General features: G+C 49.3%; 24 protein-coding genes, 1 other RNA gene and 1 riboswitch. Of the genes, 4 read left to right on the plus strand and 21 right to left on the minus strand.

Annotated features, from left to right (window positions below; translation table 11 throughout):
* Nucleotides 1-313 precede the first annotated feature (313 nt).
* The 6 genes from LACZS1_RS10570 to LACZS1_RS10595 form a co-directional block, all read right to left on the minus strand.
* Nucleotides 314-640 (minus strand): PTS sugar transporter subunit IIB, encoded by a 327-nt coding sequence (locus tag LACZS1_RS10570; protein WP_010491995.1) that lies wholly within the window; start codon nucleotides 638-640, stop codon nucleotides 314-316.
* A 97-nt stretch (nucleotides 641-737) separates the two neighbouring features.
* Nucleotides 738-1,760, minus strand: a complete 1,023-nt coding sequence (gene tsaD, locus LACZS1_RS10575; protein ID WP_010491997.1) for a tRNA (adenosine(37)-N6)-threonylcarbamoyltransferase complex transferase subunit TsaD — start codon at nucleotides 1,758-1,760, stop codon at nucleotides 738-740.
* 35 nt (nucleotides 1,761-1,795) lie between these two features.
* Nucleotides 1,796-2,329, minus strand: coding sequence for a ribosomal protein S18-alanine N-acetyltransferase (gene rimI, locus LACZS1_RS10580; protein WP_025012724.1), 534 nt, complete (start codon nucleotides 2,327-2,329; stop codon nucleotides 1,796-1,798).
* Complete coding sequence (tsaB, locus tag LACZS1_RS10585; RefSeq protein ID WP_010492002.1) at nucleotides 2,313-3,035, minus strand: tRNA (adenosine(37)-N6)-threonylcarbamoyltransferase complex dimerization subunit type 1 TsaB; 723 nt, start codon at nucleotides 3,033-3,035, stop codon at nucleotides 2,313-2,315. Before tsaB ends, rimI begins: the two co-directional genes overlap by 17 nt.
* Nucleotides 3,036-3,184: 149 nt before the next feature.
* Nucleotides 3,185-3,796, minus strand: coding sequence for a hypothetical protein (locus LACZS1_RS10590; protein ID WP_070651985.1), 612 nt, complete (start codon nucleotides 3,794-3,796; stop codon nucleotides 3,185-3,187).
* A 204-nt stretch (nucleotides 3,797-4,000) separates the two neighbouring features.
* Complete coding sequence (locus LACZS1_RS10595; RefSeq protein WP_039639299.1) at nucleotides 4,001-4,519, minus strand: folate family ECF transporter S component; 519 nt, start codon at nucleotides 4,517-4,519, stop codon at nucleotides 4,001-4,003.
* A 37-nt stretch (nucleotides 4,520-4,556) separates the two neighbouring features.
* A riboswitch (THF riboswitch) is annotated at nucleotides 4,557-4,651 on the minus strand.
* Nucleotides 4,652-5,164: 513 nt separating this feature from the next.
* Here LACZS1_RS10595 and LACZS1_RS10600 point away from each other — a divergent pair.
* A complete protein-coding gene (locus LACZS1_RS10600; protein WP_025012722.1) occupies nucleotides 5,165-6,145 on the plus strand; it encodes an asparaginase in 981 nt (326 codons plus the stop codon).
* A 93-nt stretch (nucleotides 6,146-6,238) separates the two neighbouring features.
* Here the strand turns inward: LACZS1_RS10600 and LACZS1_RS10605 are convergent, their stop codons facing one another.
* The 11 genes from LACZS1_RS10605 to ffs all read right to left on the minus strand — a co-directional run bounded on the left by LACZS1_RS10605 (nucleotide 6,239) and on the right by ffs (nucleotide 13,762).
* On the minus strand, nucleotides 6,239-6,982 hold the full coding sequence (locus LACZS1_RS10605; RefSeq protein WP_010492017.1) for an acyl-[acyl-carrier-protein] thioesterase: 744 nt from the start codon (nucleotides 6,980-6,982) through the stop codon (nucleotides 6,239-6,241).
* A gap of 68 nt (nucleotides 6,983-7,050) precedes the next feature.
* Nucleotides 7,051-7,911, minus strand: a complete 861-nt coding sequence (gene rsmI / locus LACZS1_RS10610) for a 16S rRNA (cytidine(1402)-2'-O)-methyltransferase (protein WP_070651984.1) — start codon at nucleotides 7,909-7,911, stop codon at nucleotides 7,051-7,053.
* 1 nt (nucleotide 7,912) lies between these two features.
* On the minus strand, nucleotides 7,913-8,251 hold the full coding sequence (locus LACZS1_RS10615) for a DNA replication initiation control protein YabA (protein ID WP_005687107.1): 339 nt from the start codon (nucleotides 8,249-8,251) through the stop codon (nucleotides 7,913-7,915).
* A gap of 4 nt (nucleotides 8,252-8,255) precedes the next feature.
* Nucleotides 8,256-9,233: a DNA polymerase III subunit delta' gene (gene holB, locus LACZS1_RS10620; protein WP_047106333.1), complete on the minus strand. Its 978-nt coding sequence runs from the start codon at nucleotides 9,231-9,233 to the stop codon at nucleotides 8,256-8,258.
* Nucleotides 9,233-9,562 carry a cyclic di-AMP receptor DarA gene (gene darA, locus LACZS1_RS10625; protein WP_010492028.1) on the minus strand — a complete coding sequence of 110 codons (330 nt, stop codon included), beginning with the start codon at nucleotides 9,560-9,562 and terminating at the stop codon, nucleotides 9,233-9,235. The genes holB and darA overlap by 1 nt, the downstream gene beginning before the upstream one ends.
* Nucleotides 9,563-9,607: 45 nt before the next feature.
* The gene (gene tmk, locus LACZS1_RS10630; protein WP_070651983.1) at nucleotides 9,608-10,252 is read right to left on the minus strand and encodes a dTMP kinase; all 645 of its coding nucleotides are present in this window, start codon (nucleotides 10,250-10,252) and stop codon (nucleotides 9,608-9,610) included.
* Between the two features lie 246 nt (nucleotides 10,253-10,498).
* Nucleotides 10,499-10,762, minus strand: a complete 264-nt coding sequence (locus tag LACZS1_RS10635; protein ID WP_025012716.1) for a YaaL family protein — start codon at nucleotides 10,760-10,762, stop codon at nucleotides 10,499-10,501.
* A complete protein-coding gene (gene recR / locus LACZS1_RS10640) occupies nucleotides 10,762-11,361 on the minus strand; it encodes a recombination mediator RecR (protein ID WP_010492034.1) in 600 nt (199 codons plus the stop codon). The genes LACZS1_RS10635 and recR overlap by 1 nt, the downstream gene beginning before the upstream one ends.
* Before the next feature lie 84 nt (nucleotides 11,362-11,445).
* Complete coding sequence (locus LACZS1_RS10645; RefSeq protein ID WP_025012715.1) at nucleotides 11,446-11,754, minus strand: YbaB/EbfC family nucleoid-associated protein; 309 nt, start codon at nucleotides 11,752-11,754, stop codon at nucleotides 11,446-11,448.
* 16 nt (nucleotides 11,755-11,770) lie between these two features.
* Nucleotides 11,771-13,471, minus strand: coding sequence for a DNA polymerase III subunit gamma/tau (gene dnaX, locus LACZS1_RS10650; RefSeq protein ID WP_070652009.1), 1,701 nt, complete (start codon nucleotides 13,469-13,471; stop codon nucleotides 11,771-11,773).
* Nucleotides 13,472-13,675: 204 nt separating this feature from the next.
* Nucleotides 13,676-13,762, minus strand: an RNA gene (ffs, locus tag LACZS1_RS10655) — signal recognition particle sRNA small type.
* A 164-nt stretch (nucleotides 13,763-13,926) separates the two neighbouring features.
* Between ffs and LACZS1_RS10660 the strand changes: the two genes are divergently transcribed.
* Nucleotides 13,927-15,384, plus strand: coding sequence for an ISNCY family transposase (locus tag LACZS1_RS10660; RefSeq protein WP_070650230.1), 1,458 nt, complete (start codon nucleotides 13,927-13,929; stop codon nucleotides 15,382-15,384).
* Nucleotides 15,385-15,436: 52 nt separating this feature from the next.
* Here the strand turns inward: LACZS1_RS10660 and tadA are convergent, their stop codons facing one another.
* The 4 genes from tadA to mprF all read right to left on the minus strand — a co-directional run bounded on the left by tadA (nucleotide 15,437) and on the right by mprF (nucleotide 19,993).
* On the minus strand, nucleotides 15,437-15,910 hold the full coding sequence (gene tadA / locus LACZS1_RS10665) for a tRNA adenosine(34) deaminase TadA (protein WP_070650355.1): 474 nt from the start codon (nucleotides 15,908-15,910) through the stop codon (nucleotides 15,437-15,439).
* 407 nt (nucleotides 15,911-16,317) lie between these two features.
* A complete protein-coding gene (locus LACZS1_RS10670; RefSeq protein WP_070650290.1) occupies nucleotides 16,318-16,644 on the minus strand; it encodes a hypothetical protein in 327 nt (108 codons plus the stop codon).
* A gap of 57 nt (nucleotides 16,645-16,701) precedes the next feature.
* A complete protein-coding gene (locus LACZS1_RS10675; RefSeq protein WP_070650291.1) occupies nucleotides 16,702-17,298 on the minus strand; it encodes a class I SAM-dependent methyltransferase in 597 nt (198 codons plus the stop codon).
* Nucleotides 17,299-17,383: 85 nt separating this feature from the next.
* Complete coding sequence (mprF, locus tag LACZS1_RS10680; RefSeq protein ID WP_070650292.1) at nucleotides 17,384-19,993, minus strand: bifunctional lysylphosphatidylglycerol flippase/synthetase MprF; 2,610 nt, start codon at nucleotides 19,991-19,993, stop codon at nucleotides 17,384-17,386.
* A 316-nt stretch (nucleotides 19,994-20,309) separates the two neighbouring features.
* Here mprF and LACZS1_RS10685 point away from each other — a divergent pair, with 316 nt between their 5' ends.
* The gene (locus LACZS1_RS10685) at nucleotides 20,310-20,723 is read left to right on the plus strand and encodes a transcriptional regulator (RefSeq protein ID WP_070650293.1); all 414 of its coding nucleotides are present in this window, start codon (nucleotides 20,310-20,312) and stop codon (nucleotides 20,721-20,723) included.
* Nucleotides 20,724-20,836: 113 nt separating this feature from the next.
* On the plus strand, nucleotides 20,837-21,772 hold the full coding sequence (locus LACZS1_RS10690; protein ID WP_070650294.1) for a LacI family DNA-binding transcriptional regulator: 936 nt from the start codon (nucleotides 20,837-20,839) through the stop codon (nucleotides 21,770-21,772).
* Nucleotides 21,773-21,869: the final 97 nt, after the last annotated feature.

Consider the following 21,869-nt stretch of genomic DNA (forward strand, 5'->3'; position numbering starts at 1 on the left):
AGGTTATTAAGCTATTAGTGCCAAAGCGGAGCAATCGTAGGCCAGATGGGGATCAGCCGTGGAATTGTTGTTGGTGGGGCGGTCTTTGCCCCGCCTACAACAAGGCCGAGCTTTGAAACCGCGGTTTTTGCGGGTTCAAAGTCGTGCCCACAGCGTTCCATCCCCAGCTGGCCGGAGATTGTGGAGTTTGGCACGGCCTGGAACTTATTGCCCAAGCTTTTTCGAATTGTTTGGAATTCACTAAACCATGAACGTCCATACAGAATGACGGCCCTGTCGTGTTTTTTGACAAGACACTGTTATATTCATTTACTTAAACCTTTTGATCCAGCAACCCGATTGCTTGCTGTAAAACTTTCTCGCCGTCCATCATCCCATAGGCTTTCATGTCAATAACGGCCATCGGAATTTTTTTAGCGTCGGCTTTGGCTTTGAACTGACTTTCCATGAAACGGACTTGTGGGCCGAGCATCAGTACCGAAACTGGCTCCGATGCCAGTTTATTGTCGGCATCTGCCGCTGCAGTGGCAAAAACATCAACGTCCATACCGTCTGCTGCAGCTGCTTTTTTCATTCGCTGCACCAACATTGAAGTGGACATACCGGCGGAGCACACTAACATAATTGTTTTTTCAGCCATGGGAATCATCCTTTCGTTAACAAACTTATCGATAAGTTAAGTTTAACTAAATCAACGAACCCGCGTCAACGAAAGTGCTAATAGTTTGCTCGTGACCCTAAGCATGGGCAAAGCTCAAGCCTGGATCCGCATTAAGATTCTCGGAGGCAAGATGGCGCTTGGCTAATTCAATATGCGCGGCTGCCCCGATCATGGCACCGTTATCGCCGGTTAAGCGCAACGGCGGAACAATCACGTCCACATCCGGAAAATGCACAGCAAGCGCTTCGTTCATGGCTTCTTTAAGCCCCTGATTGGCTGCTACTCCGCCAGCTACGATCAGCTGTTTAACCGGATAGTTTGTCAGAGCTTTCTGGGTTTTGTGAACCAGCACATCCACCACCGCAGCCTGGAAACTAGCCGCAAGATCTTCGCGACTAAGCGTTTCACCGATTTGATCGGCATGGTGCACCGTATTGATTACAGCAGACTTCAAGCCGCTGAAACTAAAGTCCAGGTTATCCTCTTTATCCATGGCACGCGGAAAATGGAAGGTATCGTGACCCAAGTGTGCCAAACGATCGACTTCTTTCCCTGCCGGATATGGGATGCCCAGAATCCGTCCCACTTTATCATAGGCTTCACCAGCGGCATCATCCCGGGTATCACCAATAATCTCGAACTCACCGGCGGCTTTCATGTAAACCAGCTCGGTATGGCCACCGGAAACCGCCAACGCCAACAATGGATAGGTTAGCGGCTTAACAAAGCGGGCGGCGTAGATATGACCAGCCATATGATTGACCGGAATGAGCGGCAAGTGATGGGCATAAGCAATCGTTTTGGCAGCCGTCACACCGATCAGCAGTGCACCAACCAGACCCGGGCCGTATGTGACTGCTACGGCCGTTAAGTCGGTATAGGTCACCCCGGCTTCTTTTAGTGCTGCGTCTGTTACCAGCGTAATCTGTTCGACATGGTGCCGACTGGCGACTTCCGGAACGACGCCGCCAAAACGTTGGTGGCTCTTGATTTGCGTCGCGATAATATTCGATAAAATTTTGTTACCATTTTCAACGACAGCCACACTGGTTTCGTCGCAGCTGCTTTCAAATGCTAAGATCAATTCCCTTGCTGCCACATTGTTCTCCTCTACAAACATGATGGTTCCAGATGTTACGGCAAAGGCCGATACATATCCAGTGCATCATCATGATTGCTGACATAATAACCTTTTTTAACTTTGCCATCTTGAAATCCCAGCGAGTGATAAAGCCGCTTGGCAATGTCATTATTTGTTCTAACCTCAAGCGTGACCTTTTCACTGCCGTATTCAATGGCCCGGCCAATCATAAACTGCATCAAAAAGCGACCCAGCCCCATATGCTGGTAAGCTGGATCAACGGCAATATTGGTAACGTGAGCCTCACTCATTGTAAACCACGTGCCAATCAACGCAACCATCTGACCGGCGTCTTCAACGGCAAGATACAACGAATGGCGCACTTTGCGTAATTCAGAGAAAAACGCATAGCGATCCCACGGCGTATCGTGATAAATCCGCCGCTCGATTGCCAACGCTGCGTCAACATCAGCCTCCGTCATGCGTCGTAATAAATATTCCTTATTCCGGACAGTGATCGTCCGCGGTTCAAACTGCAGTTCATCAGGCGTCGTGCGGTCAAACCACGACCTAAACTTTCTCAACATAAACATCATGTCCTTTGCCGGGATGCGCCTTAAGCCAGTTGTTTTCGGCTTCCGTTAAGCGTAAATAGCGCGGCACAAAATCATAGACAGAAACCGGTGGTAAATCTTTACCTAGCTGCCCCAGTCGCAACGCTTGCGGCAGATTTAACCAATCCGGGGCAAAATGAGCCAAACCGCCCAATGCCTCGATAATCTGTCCGCGAAACATCGCAGCATCGGATCCGACAAAGATAACCGGTTGCCGCAACGTTGTCAACTCGGTGAGTAAAAGCGTCAGCGGAACGTGACGATCCGTGACCACATTGATTAGTTGGCCTTTGTCCCACTGGTAAACACCTGTGAAGACATTGTTGCGCCGCGCATTCATAATCGGCACAATCATGGCTTTGGTGTCTGTGATATTAGCCGCTAACACTTCTAGACTGGAGACACCGACCAATGCGATGTTCAGCGTGTATGCCAGAGTTTTTCCGGTAGTCACGGCAATGCGAATGCCCGTGTAGGAACCCGGACCGTCCGCAACAATAATTTTGTCAAGATCTTCGGGTTGCAGGCCACTTGCCGCAACCAAATCGTCAATCGTTGGTAATAACTGTTCACTATGAGTCCGCTCATGATTAATGGTCGTCTGCGCCAATAACCGATCATTGTCCAACACGGCAACCGACATCGCCTCATTTGAGGTATCAAGTGCTAATAATCGCATAATTCAGGCCTCCCTTCGGCGATACAATCATGGCAATAGTTTATCACAAATGGGCTTAGAGCGTGAGTGGTATATTCGTGCGGCTGCATACAGGCCGCTAAGCAGCCCGCCTCTCACCGAACCAAACGAACCCCAAGCATGACCCTCAACTACAAGGATAACCACGCTTCGCCGGGATTAGGCAGTTCCCCGTTCAACGCCGCAAGCAAAATGAGAATGCTACCAATCATTAAAAGAATCTGTAATAGAATCTTAAGCCATAAGCGTTGATGAATGATATTTTCCGGCGTCCAGTACAAGTCCGCGGCACTCTGGATCCCGGTCGCCTCGTTGGCAGCAAGCAGCTGATCGTGCAACCATTTTGCCAGCCACATCCAGGCAAACCCGGCAACGACCGCACTGATGGCCAGTACCCACAACGCCTGATTGCGCGTGGTTAAATAATCTGCCGTAAAAATATATAATCGCCTAATAAGCGGCAAGTGACTCAGTTCGTTGTAAAACTGATTCCCAATCGCAAAAGCGAACGCTAAGCCGCTGATCCAACTGCCTGTCAGTCCGACACGGCGGATCTGCTGCGCCAAAACATTTTCACGATATAAGTTGCGGACATACGTTTTCCGGCCAGTACGTATCTGATTCGGGTACATCATCTTGTGCGTCGTCAGCTGCATAGCGACAATTTTACGCTCCAAGGACCACGCCCATAAACCGGTTCCGGCCAATGCGACCGCGACCAGACCAAGCAATAAAAGATCCATCGTCCGCCTTCCTTTCCAGAAACTTTGATTCGCCTATTTTAGCAATTAATCCGGTGAGTGACCAGTTAGATGAACTGGGTGCTAGGTTGTGCCAGCGGGTTCACGCCAGCATGCAAAAAGCAGCAGCAAGCTTCCAAGTCACTGCGAAGATGACCGAGAACCTTGCTGCCACTTATTGAGTCGGCGTTAAAACGACTTTTTCAATTAAAGATGCGGCCGAATCCGTTCGACGGCTTTTAACGTCCCATAAGACAGTGCCGTCTGGATCGGTAACATGACCACGTTCTTAATCGTTCGTGGCCAAATAATTCCCTGCCAAGGCGTCCCCATCATGTTCAGCCACAGCGTTGTCAAAATGACATTACTGATCAGCAACACCAACCCGACACCAAGTAACGTCCGCATAACCGTTACCTTCTTGCCGTGGAAGAACATGCCGTAAATCATCGCAGCAATTGCGGCACTAAGCGTGAACCCAGGAAAATTGGCGCCCGGGTTGAAGACCATAATCGACAGCTGGTCATTCAAGGCAGCGGCACCCGCGGCCAGCCATGGTCCGAAATAATACCCCATCAAAATGGTGGCGAAAAATGCCGGACTAATCTTCAACCATGGTGTACCAAAAGAAAAACGACCCAAAACAATCTGCATCGCCATCAACATGGCCATATACACGATGTTTCGAGTGGAAAGCTTGGGACTACTAAACGATAAAACTTGCATAAGCTGCAATCTCCTTTTTTGCGGAGACGCCTAAATATCAGGCGAATGCGGCATCTGCACCGCGACTTTCGTCTTCGTCTGCCGTTCACATTCCGTTCCAGCAGCACTTAACGCGCAGATACCTACTCCTAGATTTTGTCACGAGTTCTATCGTACACCGAAAGTTAACCAAAGGGAACCCCTTAAACGTTCGCATCATCACTTAAAGGCATGCTCAACTCTTGACATCATCGTGAAAATTATCTCACGACTTTCTCGGTATTTTTTAGCGCTACACCAAGTCTGCTACCAGATTGGTCCGCTAAAATGATGCCTCGTAAGCAAATTTTTCTTAGTTGCTCAAAACTCCCTGAAAAAGGGATTCCCTCAAAAGCGGTGTACTCAGAACTATGAGTGCACCGCTAGTTTTGTGTGAGCGTGAGCAGGAGCGCTTAGAAATCGGAGTGTAAGTGGCCTTAAAGCCTAAATGGCTGGGCTTTGGCCATTTAGGCTTTAAGGTCCTTACACGTAGATTTCTGCGACTGCGAACGCGTTATGGGCGTAAGAACACCCTAATTCACCAAATACTGCAACAATCTCACTTCCCGCATAGACTTGCACTCAAAACTCCGTATAATAAGTTTCAATAACCGTTGAAAGGAAGCTTTGACCGTGACTAAACACATTCTCGTTTTACATACTGGCGGCACCATCTCCATGACCGAAACCAGGGACGGCGACATCATGCCCAGCAAGCATAATCCGTTGCTCGGCGCCGATAGCTTTGTCCCTGCCGGCGTCGAACTGACCAGTGAGGAGATTTTTAATCTACCATCGCCGCACATGACCCCCGAGCGAATGCTCACCTTAGTCAAACGCATCCGCCAGGCCGAAAAAGACGGTGCTGACGGGGTGGTCGTCACCCACGGCACAGACACTTTAGAAGAAACCGCCTATTTTTTGGATCTCACCCTGGATTCCGCCATGCCGGTCGTTGTCACCGGCGCCATGCGTTCCAGTAACGAAATTGGCAGCGATGGGCTGGAAAATCTGCAAAGCGCGATTAAAACCGCTGCCAGCGACGAGTCGCGGAACAAGGGCACCTTGGTCGTGATGAATGATGAAATCCATACCGCCCGTTTTGTTACCAAAACCCACACCACTAATGTCGCAACTTTCCGTACGCCAACGTTCGGGCCGGTTGGTCTCGTGACAAAAGATGGTGTGCGTTTCTTCCAGGAATTGATCAACCAGGAAGTCTGTGCTATTGACCACCTTGTCGACCACGTCTTCTTGATCAAGGCATACGCAGGGATGGACGGCACGCTGTTTGACGCACTCCCGGAAAATATCCACGGTCTGACCATTGAAGCGCTCGGCGCCGGTAATCTCCCACCAGCCACCTTGCCGGCTATCCAGCGACTGCTAGACCGGCATGTGCCGATCGTACTGGTCTCCCGCTGCTTCAACGGGGTTGCCCAAGCTGTCTACAATTACGAAGGCGGCGGTGTCCAGCTCAAAAAAATGGGTATCATCTTCTGTCAGGGACTCAACGGCCAGAAAGCGCGCATCAAGCTGCAAGTTGGTCTGAGTGATGGCAAACGCGGCCAGGCACTCGCTGACTTCGTTGATAATGCCGTGAGTTAATCGATCTAAGACTAGGAAAAAAGCAGTTCTAGGCGCGACAGATTTTGTCCCTAGAACTGCTTTTTTGACGCTTTAATATGAGTTATACAAAACTTACGCCTTAAAGTCATCCCAAATCATCTGGGCCTCGGCGTTCACTTCGCCATCGGTCGTCACGCGGTGTAACGTGCGGGTTGCGTCATCCGGATCGGCCTGAAATTGGGCTTTCGGACTCGTTCCATACGCCACTTCGCGCTCGTAACGAATATCGGCACCACGCAAAGTATGCGAGCTCAAAAAGTCATATCCAAGGCTATTTTCCATCCACTCCAGATAATGGGCATTATTTACATGGCCATTGCTGTCAATGTCAAAATAGCGCACATGAAACGTCTCTTCGCCATCCGGTTGATCAACCTTTTTGAATCGGGGGAACCGTTTGATTTTGCGATCGGAAACCGCACCAACCCGCTCAACGAGTTCAGGAATGACGTCCACGATTTTACGCGTGCGCAAATCCATAATAACCCAATTGCTGCTGACGGAAACAAGCCGGTTACCTTGCGCATCGTCAATCCAGTAATCACGGTAAGTAAAATATTTATTGTAAGTCGTAGCTTCGGTCCCGACCCGCAACAGTTCTTCGATTTTTGGCATACGTTGGATTTCCATGTGATACTGGGTGATCACCCAACCTGCGTGGAATTCACTGATGGCATCAATCCCGGCATGCAGCTTCTCCAACTGACGCTCAGACACTTCTAGCATCACATTCATCATATTGGCTAAGCCCGCACGGCCAAACCGATCACCCAGAAAGCCTGGAATGCGATAATCTTCTTCATAGACTTTTCCCATGAAAATCCCTTCTCTTTCGTTTCGACTTGTTCCTGTTAGTCAGTGTTCGAGCGCGTACTGGCACCGGTTCACGCTCTGTCTAGGTCATGATATGCATCATAGACCACTTGTTTAGCAACCCCGTTTTGCTTGGCGACCAGCTTGATCGCCGCATTCGGTTTGGCGCCGGTGGCAACGATGGCGGCCACTTGGTCTTTGAACGGCGCCGCGCTTTTAACAACTGGCTTATCCGGTGCTCCTGCTACCATGATCACAAATTCGCCTTTCAACTCATTCTCAGCATACGTCTGCAGTTCCGTGATCGTCCCGCGGATAAAGGTTTCGAACTTTTTGGTCAATTCCCGCGCCAAAACGGCCTGGCGATCACCGAACGCTTCTAACATCGCGGCAAGGGTTTTCCCGACCCGATGTGGACTTTCATAGAACAAAAGCGTTGCCGGTTCAGTCGCCAACTTGGCCAAAATGCGTTGCCTTTCGCCGGTTTTGCGCGGTAGAAACCCATAAAACAGAAATGGCTGCGGTGACAATCCGGAGGCAATCAAGGCCGTTGTCGCCGCATTGGCCCCTGGCAGCGGAACAACCGGCACACCACGTTCAATCGCCGCATGGACCAATTCCTTGCCAGGATCGGAAATCGACGGCATCCCCGCGTCACTCACCTGAGCAATCGTCTGCCCGGCTTCCAGTTTCGTCAACAACTCCGGAATGCGCATTTGGGTATTATGTTCGTGAAATGAAATGGTTTTGGTCGTAATCGCAAAATGATTCAACAACATCTGCGTATGGCGCGTATCTTCCGCGGCAATTAAATCAGCCGTTTTCAAAATCTCAACCGCCCGAAAGGTCATATCATCCAAATTTCCGATCGGCGTCGGCACCAAATACAAAGTCCCCGTTGTATGCGACCCAAAGCTTCGTTGCTGCTCCAAATCAATTCTCCCCATAAATAATATCAAGACAAAAGGCGCATGGCTCGTCATTAACCCGGCGCTGGCCATAAAACATCGGGCAAACGTGGAATCCTTCATTGTAGAGGCTTTCCAGGTTCTGCTTCGACTTGGATAACTCAACGCCGCCATCGCTGGTTTTGTTGTCATCTTTTTCCAGCTCTGCCAGGTGCTGACGCAGATGCTTATTCTCGATTTCAAGTTCCGCGTTACGTTCTAGCGTCTCCGCCATGTCGTCTTTCATCGCCGCAATTTCCTTGAGCATCTGCTGGGCGTGTTTCTCAAGGACTAAGAAACCATCGTACAGTTCTTTCTTTTCCACAAGATCACCCTTCTAAGAGTTTAAGCATTAACTGTTCTGTTGCCGACTGAAACGTCACATTCTGGCTCAAGCGCACCTGGGCCGTTAAAATGGCCTGCAAATCATCGGTCAGTTGCCGACTCGATAACTTCGCCAACGCAGCAACCGCCGGGATATCCAGCTGTTGCGTCGCCGCAATTTCAAAATGGCGATTCAAGGCATCGGCATACGCCAAGCCGATCAGCGCTAAAACCTGACGTTGTGCCGCAGCATCCTTGGCAACCGGTAATAATTGGGTCTGCACCCGCACAAAGCTTTCAGGATCATGGTCAGCCAAACGGTCCAACAACTGAAACACGCGATTGACCCGATCCTGGAAGTCCTCGGCAGTCAATAATTCCTGAGCTTCGCTGACATTACCGGTTAACCGGCCAGCCACCCGCGCCAATTGCGGATTGGCACCGTCTTCTTCTAATTTGGCAATCACCGCTTGCCGATCAGGGCTTTGGAACGTAATCACCTGCGCCCGCGATAAAATCGTTGGCAAAAGTTGATTTTTCGATGAAGCAGTGAGAATCACCGTCATGCCCGGAACCGGTTCTTCAAAAAACTTCAGTAGTGAATTAGCCGCTCCTGCCGTCATTTTATCAGCATCTTCAACGATAAACACGCGGCGGTTGCCTTCCACACCGGTTTTGCTCATTTCCTGTTTCAAGTTGCGAATATCATCCACCTTAATGCTCTGGGTACTGGTTTTGAGCACCATCACATCCGGATGATTGTGATTCAAAATACGTTCACACTCAGGACATTCGCCACAAGGAGCACCGTCTTGGACATTTTGGCAAAATAGGCGCAAGGCAATCCATTCAGCCAGTTCCAACTTACCGGCACCTTTTGGCCCCACAAACAAATAGGATTGGGCCAGTTGCTTGCGGTCAATGATTCGGGCAAATTGGGCGACTAACTTAGGCTGCAACGAATCAATCAAAAACTTAGCCATTAGAAGCGGTGAAAAGATTCAATCGGCAAGACAAAGACGGTGGCGCCGCCGACTTGAACCTCAACTGGATAAGCCATGGAACTGTCTGATGTCGCATCAAGATTAACCGGCGGCGTCATAAACTGTTGCCGGGTCTGCGAGGTTTCCTTGATAATCTTCAACACGTCATCGACCCGTTCATCCGCAACCCCGATGATAAACGTCGTATTCCCCGCCTTCAGAAAGCCGCCCGTGGTGGACAACTTGGTCGCCTGAATGTTGGCATCAATAAATTGACTGCTGAGTAAGTTACTATCTTTATCTTGAACAATTGCGAGAATGAGTTTCATGGTATGTCCTCCTATGAGTGTGAGCGTGAGCCATCCTCAGCACTATTATCCGAACAACGACGGGAACCGCTTCGTAATCGCTGCCTCTGCTGCCGTGACGACGGACCCAAGCGGCTGAGTGGCATCAACCGTGACAATTCGCATTGGATTATCCGCCACCAACTTCATATAGGCTGAATGAACGCGTTCGTGAAAGGCTAGGCTTTCCTGATCGAGTCGATCATATTGGCGCTCATGTTGATGGGCCGCAATCCGATCCAAACCGACCTGCACCGGCACGTCTAAGTAAATCGTTAAATCCGGCTCAAGCCCGGCTGTTGCAAACTGATTCATTTGCAAAACCGCCTGTGTACCGATTTGCCGACCACCGCCTTGATAGGCAACAGAACTATCGACAAACCGGTCACAGATAACAATATCACCTTGTGCAAGCGCCGGTTTGATCACCTCGACCAAATGCTGTCGTCTAGAAGCCGCATAGAGTAATGCTTCGGTACGCGCATCCATCTCTGTATTAGCTGGATCGAGGATCACGTCACGAATCTTTTCGGAAATCTTGGCGCCTCCGGGTTCTCTGGTGAGATTCAAGGCGACCTGTGATTGCGCCTTAAGTCTTGGAATTAACGCTTGCAAGACACTGGTTTTTCCTGCACCATCCGGGCCTTCAAATGTGATAAACGTCCCTGTCACGATATGCTGCTCCTTTTTTAGAATTAAGTCTATTTTACTTGATATGTTTCACAATTAAAAATTTATCTGCGCCGATGAACTTTTAAAACGCCCCAACAACGATGCTGAAAAAAGAAAAACGGCCATGGCCGATCTTATCGTGCGATCATCACCATTTGCCGTCAATCGAAAAGCTATATTCAGTGAATTAGAATCATCTTATGGTCTATTTAACATGGTACGCGGTCCATAACTAAGTCGGCGCTTTTACAAATCCCTAAACTCCGCAATCTGCTCGGCAGCGACCTTAGCAACGACCTCACCTTTGATCTTACGAGTGCGCGCCTCGCGGTAGAGAAAATCAAACAAGGCAGCTTCAAGCGCCACCTGTGATTTCGTCTCTTCGTCGACTTCGCGGAAAGTCGCAACAAGTTTGCGCTGAGCTGCCATCTGGTCACGAACTCGGTAAACAAGCATCATGAGTTCTTCGTCTTTTTCCTCTTTGACCTTGATCCGCTTGCGTCCAAACATTACAGTTCAGTCCTTCCTTCAACGGCCTTCATTAACGTCATTTGATCGGCATATTCAATGTCACTGCCGACTGCCAGCCCGTGGGCAAGCCGGGTCACCTTAATGCCGGCCGGTTTGATGAGTCGCGCAAGGTACTGCGCCGTAGCTTCCCCTTCAGGCGTTGCATTCGTCGCAATAATCACTTCTTTGACAGCCGTGTTCGTCTTCAAGCGCTTCAACAGACTTTCGATGTTCAGGTCTTCCGGTCCCCGGCCTTCAATCGGCGAAAGCACCCCATGAAGAACGTGGTAGAGGCCGTGATAATCCTGAGCCCGATCAATGCTCATCACATCTTTAGGCTGCTCAACGACCAGAATCGTACTTTGATCGCGGCTTTTATCCCGACAGATCGAACAAGGATCTTCATCGGTAATATTGCCGCAAATCGAGCAATAATGCAGGTCTTCTTTAGCTGCCACCAGACTTTTGGCAAAAGCCGTCACATCATCCTTGTCCATATCAATCGTGTAAAAAGCCAGTCGGGTGGCTGTCTTCGCTCCGATGCCGGGCAAACGCATGTAACTGTCAATCAATTTACTGATTGGTTCCGGATATTGCATAGTCATCCCTCTTGCTGAAAACGTTCAAAACATTATGTGGCTGCAGTCGTCATCCTACCAGGTTGGATAGACTGGCGCGGCACGCTACATCGGCAAGCCGCGGGTATATTTACCTAACTTATCCTGAGTTTGCTTATCAATTTCACTCATCGCATGATTAACTGCCTCGAGGATCAAATCCTGCAACATATCAGGATCGTCAGGATCAATGGCTTCCGGCTTGATCTGAATATCTTTCATAACCTTTTCACCGGTGAATTTAACGATGACCATATCAGACGCTGACTTGCCCTCGAATTCCGTTGCATAAAGTTCCTTCTGTGCCGCCTGCATTTCCTTTTGCATCTTTTGCATTTGGCGCATCATACCTTGCATATTGCCCATTCCACGCATATTTGATCATCCTTTTCTAATCGTTTTTAATCGTCACATTAGGCGCATCTTTGCCAAAAAGTTCAGTCATCTTGTTGACAACCGGTGGCGTTTTTGGCTTGGTGTCGGCGCTTTTTCCTTTGGTCGCTGGCGCTTTAAGTTCTTGAATATAATCTTTACGGATCGTTGGCCAGACATCGCTTTGAACCAGCACGATCTTAGGCTGTTTGCCGGTCAGCTTCTGCAAGCCGTTTTCCAGTTCAGTCATCAGTGCGGCATCATTCATGGCCCGTTCGACCAAAATATCATAATCAAAGCTGACAATCACACCGTCAGGACTGGCGGCAACCGGCTCGCTGACTTTCATCATGGCCCGTTTGGTGATGCTCAACATCCCCAACAAATCCGGCCAGACATCCTTCAGATTGGTTAAATCTTGCTTCGTGGCCGCGCCAAGAATCGGATAAATCGCCTTGCGGTTGACATGGCTGGCTTTGGCCTTCACATGCTTCCGCGTCCGGGTTGGTGGCGGCACTGTGCCACCATTTGCCTCAACCCGTTTGAGTTGGTCACTCAACTGTTTGACTTTAGCCGAAAGCTGGTCCAGTTTCTGCGTGTCTGCCGGCTCCGCAGCCACAGGGGCAGCAGCAGGCGCGGCGGTTTCACTTAGCCGCACCGTGGCCACTTCCAGATAAATTTCCGGATGATTGGTCATTCGTAGCTGTTGCTGCGTATTGTTCAACACATCAATCATGTGATAAATCTGCGCCGGCTTGAAATTTTCACTTAAAATTTTGAACTGATCGTCTAACAGACTCTTTTCCAAGTCCCCTAATAATGATGATGCTTGTTGATTGACCAGCAAGTCGCGTAAATATTCGATGAGGTCTTCAATGAGTCGACCAGCATCTTTACCGGCCGCCAGCAAGTCCTCGATCATTTTCAACGCTTGGGCATGATCTTTGGCAAGGACCGCCGCCAGATACTTGCCGAGCACCGCGGTTGTGACGCCACCGGTAACATCCAGGGCATCCTCGGTGGTGACATGATTATCGCCAAAACTCAGTACCTGATCCAAAATGGACAAGGCATCGCGCATCCCGCCTTCAGCCGCCTTGGCAATGACCTTGAGCGCGGCGTCATCATAGGTGATTTTTTTGTCATCCAAGATGAAGCGCATCCGTTTGACAATGTCTTCCGGCGTAATGCGGCGAAAATCAAAGCGCTGCGTTCGGGAAATAATCGTTGCCGGAATTTTATGCGGTTCGGTGGTCGCCAGAATGAAGACCACGTGTGCCGGTGGTTCCTCTAACGTTTTCAGCAAAGCATTGAAGGCGCCGCTTGAAAGCATGTGTACTTCATCAATGATATAAACCTTAACGCGTGCACGCGTCGGGGCATACTTCGCCTTGTCGCGAATATCGCGAATTTCATCGACCCCGTTATTAGAGGCCGCATCGATTTCAATCACATCAGTCAGACTGCCATCATTAATCGCCTGACAGATTTCACAGGTATTATCCGGCTCACCATCTTTCAGGTTCAGGCAGTTTAATGCCTTCGCCAAGATCTTGGCAACGGACGTTTTCCCGGTTCCGCGCGGGCCGGTAAAAAGATAGGCGTGACTTGTCTGTCCGGTGATCAACGCATTCTTCAGCGTCTTGGTAATCGCATCTTGGCCAATGACATCTTTAAACTGTTGCGGGCGCCAGACCCGATACAACGCTTGATAACTCACCTTAACGCCCCTTTCAACCTGTTGCGGATGCCCCAGGTTCACTTGAATGCTATCAAACAACGATTTGTTTGATGTTGCCGTCCACCACTCAGCGTAGCGGACGGCAAAACCTCGTTCTAGTTTACCATAGCTTGGAACAAATTTGCCTGACATGATGACAACAAAAACGGTCGCTTCGTGATGAAAGCGACCGGTCAATTTCTCAATAACAAAAGGCACATGACGAACTTACCTTAGTGCTGCTTCCTTCCGGACCTGACACAATTTGGAAAGTCACCATTGCCTTAAGGCCTTGCGGCAAAAACTATTATACCTGATTTTTACGCGTTTGACTAGCCTGTTTGGCTGCTTTTCGTTTTGCGTGTCGACCGCAAGCGATATTGTCTTAAGTAAGCAGTTAGCCAAAGTGTCACAAAAACTGTAACCTCTTAGAAGATACATCTAGGAGGAATCACATGAAGAAGGTTGTCTTAACAATGAAAGAAGAAGAACGTTACCGAGTCATCAAAGCAGTGGTCAATGGTAAGACCTCCGTGCAACGCGCAGCCGTTAAGCTCAAGCGCTCCGAACGAACCATCTACCGACTGATCAAGCTTTACAAGCAACAAGGCAAAGACGGCTTTATCCATGGTAATGCCGGCCGTGAGCCTGCCAACAAACGCAACGCGCAACTCGAACGTCGGATCATTCATCTGTACACCAACAAGTATGCCGGTTTCAACATCGCTCATTTCCACGAGTTCTTAACCACTGCCGAACAAATCGCTATCTCCGAATCCTCACTTCGGCTCTTATTCAGACACCACCACATTCTGTCACCCAAAGCCCATAAAGCCACCAAGCGTCGGGTCAAGCGTGAGTTAAAAGAAAAAGAAAAGAAGGCCAAGCTCCTATCCAAACGTGATGAAGCCACCTTGTCAGCCATCGAAGTCGTTGAAAACATCAAAGCCCATCCAGAACGTCCTCGGAAACATTATTCTGGTGAACAGGTACAAATGGATGCTTCATGGGAGTATTGGTTTGGTACTCAAAAAACCACCTTACACGCAGCCATTGATGATCAGTCCGGGAACGTTGTCGGCGGCTACTTTGCCAAACAGGAAACACTCAGCGGCTATTATCACGTGTTTGCCCAAGTCCTTCGCGATTATGGCGCTCCAGCAGAATTCCTAACGGATCGGCGCACCGTGTTTAATAGCAACAAAAAAGAGGGCTCACCTTCGACCGAGAACCCTCTCACACGTTTCGGTTATGCCTGCCAGACACTTGGAACAGAACTTTCGGTCACCAGTATTCCGCAAGCCAAAGGCCGCATAGAACGTCTTCTGGAGACTTTTCAAGATCGGCTCACAAGTGAACTGCGGTTGCATAACATCACCACAATCGCAGATGCCAATCGGTTTTTGGTCGGCTTTATCAAGCGTTACAATGACCGCTTCGCATCTACCATCAAAAGTAGCATGTCGGTGTTTGATAAGCAACTAACACCCAAGGAAATTGACAATATTTTGATCATTGCCAATGAACGCAGCATCGGCCACGGACACTGTGTTCGCTTTGACAACAAGCGCTATCTGCCACATCGAAATGGCGAATTGGTTTACTTACCGCCGCATACAAAGGTCTTAGTCATCAAAAGCTTCACTGGCAGACTTTATATGACCACTGATGACGACCAGGTGTACGACCTTTTCTGTGTGCCAAAAGAACAGTTCATGTCAGCTAAATTCGATCTTACGCCAGCCGCGGCACCAACTCCTAAACGAACCAAGAAAATCCCGGCAATTACGCATCCGTGGCGCCGTGCTAACTATCGCGATTACCTTGATTCTCTTGGCATTAACAGTACAAGGGTTAAACAGTTGGTCGCCGAACGATATCCATACAAGAATTCACAAGCGATTCAAGTCTAATCAGGATCATCTCGCGTCCAGTTTTCGGACGCATGTTTTATGGAATTTACTGTCAAAGTCGAAAATCGCTTGACACCTGTTTGGCTGCTTTTCGTTTTGCGCGAATGGTCCGGAAAAAACTTTGCAGCAGTTCGGCACTGGCCGCGGCTTTGATTCCGCCAACCACGGCAACTTGGTGGTTAAACCGCGAATCTTCCAACAAATTGTAGAAGGTCCCGGCGACACCTGCCTTGGGATCGGTTGCACCAAAATAGCATGTGGCAACCCGCGCATTGATCATCGCGCCGGCACACATGGGGCAAGGCTCCAGTGTGACAAACAATTGGCAATCCTCCAGACGCCAGGTGCCGAGTTTGCGACAGGCTGCCTGAATGGCGATGATTTCGGCGTGTTGCGTTGCATCCTGGGAAGTCTCGCGTAGGTTATGGCCCCGGCCGACAATCTGGCCATCATGAACAACCACAGCACCAATTGGCACCTCGCCAATCGCAGCGGCTTTTCTGGCCTCGGCCAGTGCGGCTTCCATATATTGGTTGATGGTTGTTTTTTCGGTCTCGGCCACGGAAAATCCCCCTATTTTAAATCGTAAGAATATAGCTGTTGAACGAGTCATAGACAAATATAAAAGCGAACGAAAAACATCGCTCGCTTTATATCCTGTGTCCGTGGTCAATTTGTCAGAAAGTTAAGATTCCAGTGCCAAAGCGTAGCAATCGGAGGCCAGATGAGGCTTAGTGGTGAAATTGTTGTTGGTGGGGCGGTCTTTGCCCCGCCTACAACAAGGCCGAGCTTTGAAACCGCGCACTTTGCGGGTTCAAAGTCGTGCCCTCCGCTCTAGCTTCGCGTCGCCACCCCAGCTGGCCGGAGATTGCGGAGTTTGGCACGGCACGGAACATATTATTGCCCACGCTTTTCTAATCGCCATTCAATTGTTTAGCGATTCAAAGCGCTCTTCAACCGATCAAGCGTGGCCATGCCTTGTTCGCGTGCCGATCCCGCGTATTCGCTGGCGCTGTCTTTGAGGCTGCGTAGCTTGTCGCTTACCCGGAGCAGACTGGCAACGTCTTCGTCACTCAGTTTATCCAGAATGCTCTGAACCCGATCGCTGTCGCCAAAAATCTTCTTCACAAAGCCTTCAACCTGCTTGCGTTGTTGCCTGCGTTCAAAATATTCCGTCAGATTTTTGGCACAAACAAACGCACCGGTTGCAAGGACAGCCGCCGCAATGGCACCTGCTGCTAAGTACTTCGATTTTGTCATCTAAATCTGCTCCTTTCTATCCTTACTACGAGTTTACCACGTCAAGTATTAAAACTGTTATTGACTCGCCTTGAGAATGTAATAACCGTGCTCTTTTTTAATGACTTCCGCCGTTTTATAAGTCGCTTTCATCAATTTCAAGGCTGATGGGGCGCCTTGTTTCTTTTGGATCACCGCATACAACTGGCCACCAGGCAATAAATGCTCGGCTGCTCCGGCTAGGATACCGGAAACAATTGCTTTGCCGGCTCGAATCGGCGGATTAGTCACGATGACGCCAAACTGTCCATCAATTTGGTCGTACATCGAGCTTTCGAGGATAGTCACATTGGTAATCCCATTGTCGGCAGCATTTTTCTTGGCCAACGCAAGCGCCCGTTCATTCACGTCGCTCATGGTAATCTGCCGCTCGGGAAAATGTTTGGCCAGTGCAAGCCCAATTGGCCCATAGCCCGCGCCCACATCCAGTATCGGCCCTTCAGGCAAAGATGCCGCTAAAACGCTGGCAATCAAGACGCGACTGCCAAAGTCAACCGTGTGTTTTGAAAACACGCCATTATCGGTCGTCAAGTGCAAAACGCGGCCGCCGAGTTCAAAATCAAAGCTGTGCTCGTCATGGGCTAAATCAGGATCGTTCGTATAATAATGCTGCATGGATAAGCCGCCTTCCTATCTACCTGGCACTACCAGTATTTTACACGTTGATACTACTTTTTCGCATCTTATTCGTATCAACCGGCTACTTATCGATTCCCTGACCAAGGCGGCTGACCCACGCCAATCGTTTCGGCCACCAACTGTTAGAAGTGGTCAAAGACACCTTCTGGTTCACGACCATCATGATCTGCAACAGCGTGAAAAGTAATGACGTTCGCTTACGATAAGCAACGTATTTTGGTACCCATTCCGTCACATATTTATTTTTATAGGAACGTAACCCCTGGAATCCGTAAAACCGATAGCCATACTCGTACACCAGATGGGCAATTTTTTCTTCAACAAAGGAATAAGTCGACGTTCCGACATTCGCCAAGGGCGCCATTCCCATATTGAAGTACTTATAGCCGCGATCCTTTGCCAACCGGAACAGATTGATAAAGACCTCGTCCATAATGCCAGATGGTGCATCGGCACTTGACCGCATCAAATCAATGCTCGTGACCTCGTGATTACCACTTGGCATATCTGACGCGAATGCCACAATTTTACCTTCCGGGCTATGCACCACGGCTATCGGGGCCTCATTCAAATAATGCTCGTCAAAAAATCCCAGACTAAAGCCTTTCTCACTGCGCCCGTCTAACCAAGAGTCAGACACGGCCTTTAATTCGTGCATTAAGGTGTCATCAAACGGCGGCTTAACCAATTCGACGGTATAACCTTCCCGCTCAAACTTATGCATCAAGGCCCGCTCGCCTTTGCGCTTCGTGCCAGCCAACGTGAAGGTCGTTACATCGACATAGCCTTCTTCACCGAACTTCATAAAATCAAACCCGAACTCATGCAGCTTCATCGTCAGATTTTCATTGATTTCATAGAACACGAGCGACATATCCTGCTTATCGGCTTCTTTCATGAAATCGCCGATCGCAGCAGCCATCTGCGTCTCATCCCCAATCGGCTCGCCCATGATAATCAGCTTGTCCGCCTTTTTCTTGAACTGGAAGAAAACCCGATCTTCGCCGTCGACTTGATAAAACCGCAATGATTTGTCGCGCATCAAGGCCAGGTGACTAACCTCATTGCCGCCGTATTTTTCAACCACCGCCTTCAACCGCTCCTCGTCATAAGGATCAGCCAAATCTTTGGACGGCGCCGATAGATATCGGAAGATCAAATAAACCGTCAACGCTGCCAGCATCACACCAATCAGCGTTGTAAAAAACATGCGCTCGGATGGGAAAAGAAACACATCCGGCACCCGGCGATGATGAATTGCCGGCGCATTGTAAAACGCGGCAAACGCATAAAAGATAAACGTCATGCCGAATACCGCGCCGTCGATCAGCTTGTTACCCCACGATAAGGCGAGACGTTCGCGCGTCAACTCGCGCCGTGTCAGAATCAGCGCCACAACGACCAGTACCAGGAAAAGGACAAACCGCAAATGATTATCTTCGCGCAAGGAGGCCACCATCGCGACGATCAAGACGATCACCGTCGGCCAATAAGCCCGCTTCACTCGACTGGCAATGCCGCGCCCGAATCCCAGAATCAAAAAGGCGACAACCACATTGGTGACGCGATCCAGGAACAGGAAAGTGTATGGGTACAGTCGCTGATAAAGCGTGTTGCGAAAAGCAAGATCCGGCGCAACGCCACGCAATAACAGCATAATCCCTGAAAAGTACAGGAATACGACCAGAAAACCAAAGGCTGCCTTCCGAATGAGTTGAACCGGCAACCCTTCAAGAAAAGCATTCAGTCGTTTTCCTGCATCCTGTGCGAACAGACCAGCGCCGATCAGAAACGGAATCACATAGTAAAACAGTCGATAAAACAGGAGCCAAACAACGGCAATGTTGCTATCAAGCCCCATTTGGCCGAGTTCAACAATCATCAGGACATCAAACGAACCCAAACCGCCGGGCACCATCGAAACGACCCCGATAACATTCGCCACCATGAACAATGGCAAAATCGACAGCAACGGCACATGCACTTCAAGAAAGTAACCGATCAACAAGAAGAACGCAGCACAACTGCCCCACTCAAGAAACGAGCCCAAGGTCAAGCGCAGTTGCCGTTTCAACGGCATATCCGCAAAAAATTCGCTATTTCGTAAATGGGTGACCAACATCAACAACGGAAAATAAGCGGCGCCGCCAACTAGCCAAATCCAGTAATTCGAGAATTCCTGACCAATCCCGAACACGAAAATAACCACGATGCCAATCATCGACCACAATGACAGTCCCGCCAACAAAAACAATGCTATTTTCGAAATGGCAAATAGAACCTGCTTTTGGGTCGCCTTTTCGTGGTAGAAATTGGCGCGCAAGCTAGCACCCAATAAGCCGCCAAAACCGGCAATATTAGTAAAGGTATTGACGATCCAACCGGACTTCACAACATACCTGCGTTTATAATGACCCGGCAGCAGTTCTGTGATTACAAAATCATAAGTCAGCATTGGTGTGACGGCGATCAAGCCCACCACCAACAAAATCAACAAAGAAACCGGGCTTTGGGTCGCCAGGCTGGCTCGCATTTGCTCGCCACTGAGATCCTGACTGATCCGTCCGACTTGAACAATCACAAACACTAGGACTGCCAACACAAATAGCACTTTTAGCGTTGTGAGATGTTTTTTAAAAAAAGCTCCGACTTCTCGAAAGAGTCTCTTCATTACTTGTGTCCTCCGTGCCTGTATTCTCATTCATTATAGGGAAAACCCGCCTCGGTCGCACTCATTCTGACTTTTTTGTAAGACGGTGTAAGGTTGCACTGACATCTGAAAGCTCTTCCAAAATTTTTGAATAAAAACGCTTGACCTGAAACGCGTTACACAAATTACACTGTGTTTGCAGTTAGGAAATAACAAATATGTGTGATCGCCATTAAGAAATCAATTGTTACATCAGTTGTTTTCGCGACTGTTCCGCCGATACAAATCACACTTGTTAATGAGGGTCCCTGAACGTTTCACTAAAGGAGGTTGCACCATGTTAATGCAAACACACTTTTACCCAGAACTTTCCGTTTATCAAGACACGCAAATCGGTGCTTTGAAAGGTATTGCACTGAAACTAACCAATGATTATGATTTTGACTATCAAGAAGTATTGAGTTCGTTGCTCGCCAGTGCCGCGGAGCCGACGCAGACGATGGGCGATCAAGTGGTGCTGACGTATGGTCATGTCAGCAAGTTGACTGAACCGATTGTCATCGGTTTTGACTTTGGCAAGTCCTTACCATGGGCCGGTAACCATCAGATCAGCGGTGCTGTGGTCTTGCTCGTCCCGGTGGCAACCGATGATGTGACTATCCACGAGTGGCTGGCAACCATTGCAGCAGCTAATGATCCCGATCAAAGCCTAGAAAGCATGACCCAAAGTGCGACTGCCGCGATTGCCTAAAATGTGTGCATTGCCATAAGCCGACATGCCGGGTGGCGTTATCCACCATGCGCATGCCGGCTTTTGCCTGTTGCAAAAACGGGCTCTGTTATACTGAATGGGGAGATGATAACATGGCAAATATTCACGATATTGCGCGGCTTTCAGGCTATTCAACGGCAACGGTTTCCCGTGTCTTGAATCGCCATCCCTACGTCTCGGCTTCGGCACGCGCCAAAATACAGGCCGTCATTGATCAGCTAGACTATGTGCCCAGCACTATGGCGCAAAACCTGAGCGCTGGCAAAACGCGCACAATCGGTGTTATTCTGCCGCACACCGACCATCCCTATTTTCAACAATTGGTCACTGGCATACTCAATGCCGCCATGGCTGGCAACTATCACGCCGTTATTTTGCCTTCGCGTTACGACCAGAAACTCGAAGAAGCCTATCTGGAAGCCTTACGCCGCCACGCTTTTGATGGCCTTATCTTCACCTCCCATGGACTCAGCTTGACAACTATTGCCGCTTACCAAAAATATGGTCCCATTGTCGTTTGTGAAGACCCTGGCCGTGTCAAATTGGCAGCCGCCTATGCCGAGCGGACACCTGCTTATCGAAAAGCGTTTGAATGGATGCAAGCGCAAGGCTATACCAAAATTGCTTTGCTGCTAAGTCGGTCCTACGCGCAAAGTGCTACCAGTAAACTGACCATCAACAGCTACGTGGACGTTTTCGGGCAACGTCCCCCACATTCGCTGGTCGTTTATCAAATGCGGACTTTTCAGGATGGCTACCAAGCTGGCGCTAAGTTGGCGCCGCAACATCCTGATTTTATTCTCGGCAACGGGGATGATATTGCCGCTGGTGTACGTCAATATTTTGTTGATCACCACCTCCCCGTCCCACCACTGATGGGCCAGGAAAATCAGCTTTCCAGTCACCTGCTGAACATGAGCACCATCGATCACCACGTCACGGCAATCGGCGCAGCAGCATTAAAGCTGGCATTGCGGGCAGAAGTCGCGCAAACGGTGATTCAGTCGGATTTAATTCTTCGTGATTAACTTTTAGTTATCAGCGTTCATCAGCACATAAATCAATTTAAAAGCGGCACGCAATGACAGGAATCACCCTGATTGCGTGCCGCTTTTATTGAAAATA

The sequence above is a fragment of the Lacticaseibacillus zeae subsp. silagei genome (genome assembly GCF_030770335.1).
Taxonomy (GTDB): Bacteria; Bacillota; Bacilli; order Lactobacillales; family Lactobacillaceae; genus Lacticaseibacillus; species Lacticaseibacillus zeae.

What these genes read in the sequence shown, in the direction of transcription:
- LACZS1_RS10570 (WP_010491995.1), bottom strand. Translation starts at nt 640, where the DNA reads ATGGCTGAAAAAACAATTATGTTAGTGTGCTCCGCCGGTATGTCCACT.
- rimI (WP_025012724.1), bottom strand. Translation starts at nt 2,329, where the DNA reads ATGTTGAGAAAGTTTAGGTCGTGGTTTGACCGCACGACGCCTGATGAA.
- tsaB (WP_010492002.1), bottom strand. Translation starts at nt 3,035, where the DNA reads ATGCGATTATTAGCACTTGATACCTCAAATGAGGCGATGTCGGTTGCC.
- LACZS1_RS10590 (WP_070651985.1), bottom strand. Translation starts at nt 3,796, where the DNA reads ATGGATCTTTTATTGCTTGGTCTGGTCGCGGTCGCATTGGCCGGAACC.
- LACZS1_RS10595 (WP_039639299.1), bottom strand. Translation starts at nt 4,519, where the DNA reads ATGCAAGTTTTATCGTTTAGTAGTCCCAAGCTTTCCACTCGAAACATC.
- LACZS1_RS10605 (WP_010492017.1), bottom strand. Translation starts at nt 6,982, where the DNA reads ATGGGAAAAGTCTATGAAGAAGATTATCGCATTCCAGGCTTTCTGGGT.
- holB (WP_047106333.1), bottom strand. Translation starts at nt 9,233, where the DNA reads ATGGCTAAGTTTTTGATTGATTCGTTGCAGCCTAAGTTAGTCGCCCAA.
- darA (WP_010492028.1), bottom strand. Translation starts at nt 9,562, where the DNA reads ATGAAACTCATTCTCGCAATTGTTCAAGATAAAGATAGTAACTTACTC.
- LACZS1_RS10635 (WP_025012716.1), bottom strand. Translation starts at nt 10,762, where the DNA reads ATGTTTGGACGCAAGCGGATCAAGGTCAAAGAGGAAAAAGACGAAGAA.
- recR (WP_010492034.1), bottom strand. Translation starts at nt 11,361, where the DNA reads ATGCAATATCCGGAACCAATCAGTAAATTGATTGACAGTTACATGCGT.
- LACZS1_RS10645 (WP_025012715.1), bottom strand. Translation starts at nt 11,754, where the DNA reads ATGCGTGGAATGGGCAATATGCAAGGTATGATGCGCCAAATGCAAAAG.
- LACZS1_RS10660 (WP_070650230.1), top strand. Translation starts at nt 13,927, where the DNA reads ATGAAGAAGGTTGTCTTAACAATGAAAGAAGAAGAACGTTACCGAGTC.
- tadA (WP_070650355.1), bottom strand. Translation starts at nt 15,910, where the DNA reads ATGGAAGCCGCACTGGCCGAGGCCAGAAAAGCCGCTGCGATTGGCGAG.
- LACZS1_RS10670 (WP_070650290.1), bottom strand. Translation starts at nt 16,644, where the DNA reads ATGACAAAATCGAAGTACTTAGCAGCAGGTGCCATTGCGGCGGCTGTC.
- LACZS1_RS10675 (WP_070650291.1), bottom strand. Translation starts at nt 17,298, where the DNA reads ATGCAGCATTATTATACGAACGATCCTGATTTAGCCCATGACGAGCAC.
- mprF (WP_070650292.1), bottom strand. Translation starts at nt 19,993, where the DNA reads ATGAAGAGACTCTTTCGAGAAGTCGGAGCTTTTTTTAAAAAACATCTC.
- LACZS1_RS10685 (WP_070650293.1), top strand. Translation starts at nt 20,310, where the DNA reads ATGTTAATGCAAACACACTTTTACCCAGAACTTTCCGTTTATCAAGAC.
- LACZS1_RS10690 (WP_070650294.1), top strand. Translation starts at nt 20,837, where the DNA reads ATGGCAAATATTCACGATATTGCGCGGCTTTCAGGCTATTCAACGGCA.